Origin of the sequence: Veillonella ratti (genome assembly GCF_003992115.1) — a bacterium.
GTDB classification, from domain to species: domain Bacteria; phylum Bacillota; class Negativicutes; order Veillonellales; family Veillonellaceae; genus Veillonella_A; species Veillonella_A ratti.
In genome coordinates this window covers 1-5450 of record NZ_RQUX01000034.1, presented here as the reverse complement: position 1 = coordinate 5450, position 5450 = coordinate 1, and the positions used below count along the sequence as shown (strand labels likewise).

At 36.7% G+C, this 5450-nt stretch carries 3 protein-coding genes; 1 reads left to right on the top strand and 2 read right to left on the bottom strand.

Features of this window, described 5'->3' with window-relative positions; genetic code table 11:
- The coding region (locus EO124_RS09990) for a hypothetical protein (RefSeq protein WP_164726616.1) at window positions 1–973 on the bottom strand (973 nt) is incomplete at its 3' end.
- Between the two features lie 385 nt (window positions 974–1358).
- Between EO124_RS09990 and EO124_RS09985 the strand changes: the two genes are divergently transcribed.
- Window positions 1359–1637 (top strand): hypothetical protein, encoded by a 279-nt coding sequence (locus tag EO124_RS09985; protein WP_127059387.1) that lies wholly within the window; start codon window positions 1359–1361, stop codon window positions 1635–1637.
- A 183-nt stretch (window positions 1638–1820) separates the two neighbouring features.
- On the opposite strand, the gene EO124_RS09980 is transcribed toward EO124_RS09985, so the two are convergent.
- Entirely contained in the window at window positions 1821–5213 is a 3393-nt protein-coding gene (locus EO124_RS09980; protein WP_164726614.1) for an autotransporter outer membrane beta-barrel domain-containing protein, read from the bottom strand.
- Between the last annotated feature and the right edge of the window lie 237 nt (window positions 5214–5450).

Genomic DNA, 5450 nt, shown 5'->3' with positions numbered 1-5450 from the left:
CTTTCGAATAAAAAATCAAAGTCTTTTTCTCAGCCTTACATAGATATAAAAGTTGAAATATAACGTGAATCCATTTATAACTATTTTTCTCTGTCAAATAAGAATCAAAAATTAAAATCTCATTTTGTGCATGCAATATAAAATCCTTAATCATCTCTATTGCAGGTAATGCCTCATTAGGTTTTACCAGTTTAAATTTATCATTTAAAATATTATTTTCTAACTTTTTCAATAAATCTTTGTCTAGCCTTTTAAAAATATCAACTCTTTTATCTCCTACATTTATTTCTTCTCTCCCTATTTCATTATCTATAGAAATTGTACCTACATCTTTTATATGCATTTTATGCTGAGGCCCCATAAAATGCGCCACCATTTGTAATGATTCCATCCAATAAATATTTTCATATCTAAAAAATAAGGAACTATCAATATATACATCTACATCACAACTTGTCCATTTTTTATCATAATAAAAACATAATGATTGTTCTTTATTGTCAGAAGTCAAATTTTTATTTTGTACATTTACAACAAAATCATATTTTTTAAACCTAACAATAACATGACTATTTACCGGTAAAGACGAAATTTTAACACCTAGCTTTTTAAAATTGAATACATCATTGAGTCCTTGACTTCTTATTAATTTAATATCCACATTTGAAATTCTATAAACTAAAATGTCACCTAGTAACGAAATTTTATCTCTTAAATTCAAGCCCGTATATTTCTCTATAAAACCTATTAGCTTTGATATTTCTTCAATATCTAAATTTATACTTGGTTCAAAAGTATTATCATCCATTGAGATTATTGATTCTGGCTTAATATTATTAAAATAATGAGTTAAATATACACAAGCTCCTTCGCCACAAGGATTCAAACTTTTATTTCTATCTAAAAAGCCGGTTTCAGTAATTTTTAAGGCCTCAGTTTCTTTAATATCAACGCTTTCAACATTGAACTCCAAAAACGTTAAAACCCCAAAATCAAACTGCTCCTCAATACATCTATTACGACCTTCATAATTTTCATAATAAATTGTTAGAATATCATCACCATTTAATTTAATTGAATTTTATTACAAAACATATTTTACCCGCTTTATAAAAACTCCATCCATTAATATCTATCACTCTTAATTACCTATAATTCGTTATTTTAATCTTCTCCTCACGATGAACATTTGTTCTGTTTATATTATAGTATAATAGTTAACCTTTATCAAATATATTATAGTATTACCACCTACTATCATGCGTTAGATTACATAATTCCCTATACCCCCTCCTTGATTCTCAACTCCGAAACACTTATAATCAAATCAGAAGGTATTATATAAGGAGGTTATTATTATGAAAAAATGGTTATCTGCACTAGTGCTCACCGCTGTTATCGGTCTCGCAGCATATCCTATGGTTCAAGCATACGGGAACTCCCCAATGAACGTTTATCAATATGGTAATTCAGGCTATAATAATGTGGCTCCATGTTACGGCTATAACGGCTATAACAGTAATTACAGCAAGAATGACAATGATCGTAACACCATGATGAACTACGATAATAGTTATTACGGTCGTCATCACATGATGAACAACAACAATAATTCAAACTATACCTATTGCCATTAATACCCCCACCCAGAATCCATTAAACAGACCTTAGAAAATTGCTACAATTATTACAACTCTTAACGTCACATAAACCCCTTTGTACATATCACCTGTATGTACGAAGGGGTTTACTCATTTCTAACTTATTTAAAACTTATTTCTAACTTATATACGATTTCTACCGGTTGGAGTTTCTAGCACCTAAAACTTCCACGACATACCGCCGTTAAACTCCCAAGAGTTAGAATAGGAACCGCCAAACTTGCGTTCAAATTCGAACCACAAGCTATGCTCATGGCTTAATTCAGCCGTTAAGCCAGCACCGATATCATACCAAGTATCCTTGCCGTCACGGGAGTAATCAATACGCTCCAAGCCGTTAGCGGAGGTAAAATTAATACCGCCGTCGCCGGAAAACTCATGGAGCATATCGGCTTGCACATACCAAGACGTTTTTTCAGTAATATTACAGCCTAAACGAAAGCCTAAACGACCGATAAAGCTGTTTACACTGTCTAACCCATGAACAATACCATCGTTACTTGTATAAGATTTACTGTTCATATGAGTGTATTGCAACTGTGCCTGAGGTTCAAGATACCAACCGTTTTTCAGGTTATAATTTTTACCGTATTCTACACTGCCCTGTTGATACCAAGTACCAAAGGAGCTGTCCGATTGATTACCATTTATTAAGTTGATATGGGTTTCGCCACCTAGCTTACCAATGCGACCCACAACGTCTAAGTACTGGCCATCATTACCGAGCCAAGTATAATAAAGCGAACCGGTATAGCGATTGTATTTGCTATTACCTTCATCAAAGGAAGCACTGCTGCGAAGGTAGGTGAATACAGCCCCCTGATGTACCGTACCGCCGTCGTTACGAGCCGATACATAATCTTTACCTAATTCAAAACGATTGCTATGACCGGAGTACAAATCACGGCCTTCATGCGTATATGTCGTACGAGCCCACCAGCCGTCAGGATCCACATTTCTGCTCATATAGCGAGTATCACCCATACGTTTATTCAGAGTATCCATTTCAGTGGCGAGGTCATATATAATCTGCGAATTGATTTTACCGCCAGGGATAATCGGGCTTTCCGTATAACCTATGGTACCGAAGAACCAATCAGTTACCGTATCCGTTGCCGCTCGTGTAGCAACTCTTGCCGTAGTGTCTGCTGCCTCTGTAATATCCGCAACTTTTGCATTCTCTGTACCAGTTGCTGTTTCCGTAGTATCTGTCGACTCAGTAGATACCGCTACTTCGTTAGTTTCAGAAGTTAGACCAATAATATAATCATACAAACTGCCCTTTGCTACATTATGCTGCGTAATCCAACTTGTGAAAACCGCATCACTATTCGTCAACGTAGCAAAATATAAACGATCATTTACGTCCATATTTTCTAAATACATCAGTGATGGCTCACTTAACAACGTGAAAGTACCGGTTGCACTTTCGGTAGCGGTAATATAATCGCTGTTATCCGTTTTTTCTTTTAGTCCGCCATTGCTGTTCCAGTCGAGATCCATAAGAACCAACCCGTCACCGTTTCCGGATAAATTATTTACGGTAAGACTGGTACCTGTATGTGTGTAATCACTCATATTAAGAAATGAGCTATTTTCTAACTTCGTCAACGAGCTATCACCGGTTACCCTCCACACAGCACCGTTTTGTAACGCTATATTGATAGCCGGTGCTTCTTCGATGTATGGATTTTCCCAATCATCTTCATCGCCCCAGTCATCCTCATTATCGGTACTATCCGATTCATCGGCATCATAGGTTACATAATTATCTAACTCTTCATCATCTTCATACTCTTCTTCGTCATCAATGACATACACCTTGTCGATGTTTTGTATTTTCGTGGTGCCTGTAAACGATGAGCTAGGCGTATCAAAGAGTATTTCAATCTGTCCATTAAGGGCTTGCATATTACCCTTTACATTCTTATCTACGTCGGTAGCAAGTGCCTGGATACGACCGGCAGACTCAGTATAGATTGCGTTGTCTTCCGCATTAATAACAAGACCTTTATTGAAAACAATGTCACTGTTATATTTTGCTTCGGCCCCTGTTTCAGCTCCATCAATTACCACGTCGTCATTAAAACTAATCTTTGAAAGATCTTCGGCCCACGGATCTATGTCTGATTCCGCTGAAGCACCGATACCGACACCATATATGAAAGTTTCGCCATTAAAATTGATTTTCCCGCTGCCTATCGATTTAACTCCAATACCGGCACCGTCTACGAGAGTTTCACCATTAAAATTAATATTCCCATAATAATCTGCATAGGCTGCCGTAGCTCCTTCATTTTCTACTGTAATTGTACCGGCTGTCAAATTAATGTTGCCATTCTGAACACGAAGGCTTGCCTGAGAGCGCTCATCTGTTGATCCACTGGAATGTAAGTAAATAGAGTCTCCCGCATTTAAAGTAATATCACCACTTTCTGCATAGAGCATTGTATGTGGCACACCGATAGATAGATTTATGTTCTTATCGGCTTGTAATTCAACCTTACTCCCCCCGCGATAGGCTACCAGCATACTAGTCTTATGCGGGTATTTCTCTGAAAAGGCAGACATGTCTCTTCCTTCAGCCACCCAATCAATTTCATTCGCTTTTAAGAGTGCCTGCGAACCATACGTAGTTGACACCAGTTGCTGCGTATTACCCGTAATAGCTTGTGCCTGTAATTGGATATTTGCCTTATTTTCTGCCGACACAACAGGCAAATAACCCGGTGCTTGTTCACGGAAATTAATATTACCTGCGGCGGTTACAACTGCTTTACCCCCATATTCCAAACCAATTAAATACGCATACTGATTCCGGTTAAAATTAATATCATTCCCCGCCGTTATCGTTGCCTCAGCATTACTACCAAAATACAAAATCGGCAGACCCTGTACAGCCGGAGTATTACTATAGGTATGATTAAAGTTAATATTATGATCTGCTTCCAGTTGAATCTTAGCACCATAATATGCACTAAGTGTGTTGGCCCTTGCATAATTGTTAAACACTAAATCATTGCCGACATGCATAGATAATGTATTCTTATTCCCTACAACAAGCATTGGATTATCTTGAAAAGCTTCGCTCTTATTAAAGGTAATATTATTGGCTTCATAGTTAATAGTACTGCCATTACCTTTTGTAGCGATTATCAAATTATGACGATCAACTGTACTTTCGATAGTGTCAGCATTGTGAATATTGATGGTAGTATTATCCTTTGTTATATAGATGCCGGCCGACTTAGCATCTATGGCTAAAGAATGACCGTCCATATCTAGATCTAAACTGCTGTTTTCACTTTTACCGCTATATATGATAATAGAACTACTTTCATCTGTACTTTGAGAACTAATAGTAACATCGGATAGTGCTGTAACTTTTTGTTCACCGTCAAGTCTATATAAAATATTTCCTGCCGGAAGGTCATAATTACCTTCAACGGTATCACCGGTCAGCGGATAATCCGCTGCCATAGCACCCCCTATATAAGTTGTACTCAATAACGCCCCTAATACCAATACACGCAATAATCGTCTGTCTCCCATTTTACCCCTCATGTATACCACCCCGTTTTTAAAACATCTATCTCCACACCTATTTTTTCACAATTCCCTTAAAATCTATATGTTTTATCCGAACTGCCATATATGTAAATCACCCCCCTAAATACATATATTTATATACTCATTATATAATTATTTTAATAAGTTGTCAGTAATCAACTTAATTTGCAGATAACTAAATTCATAAATAATTCATCTTAAAAGTAAATCGAATAAATC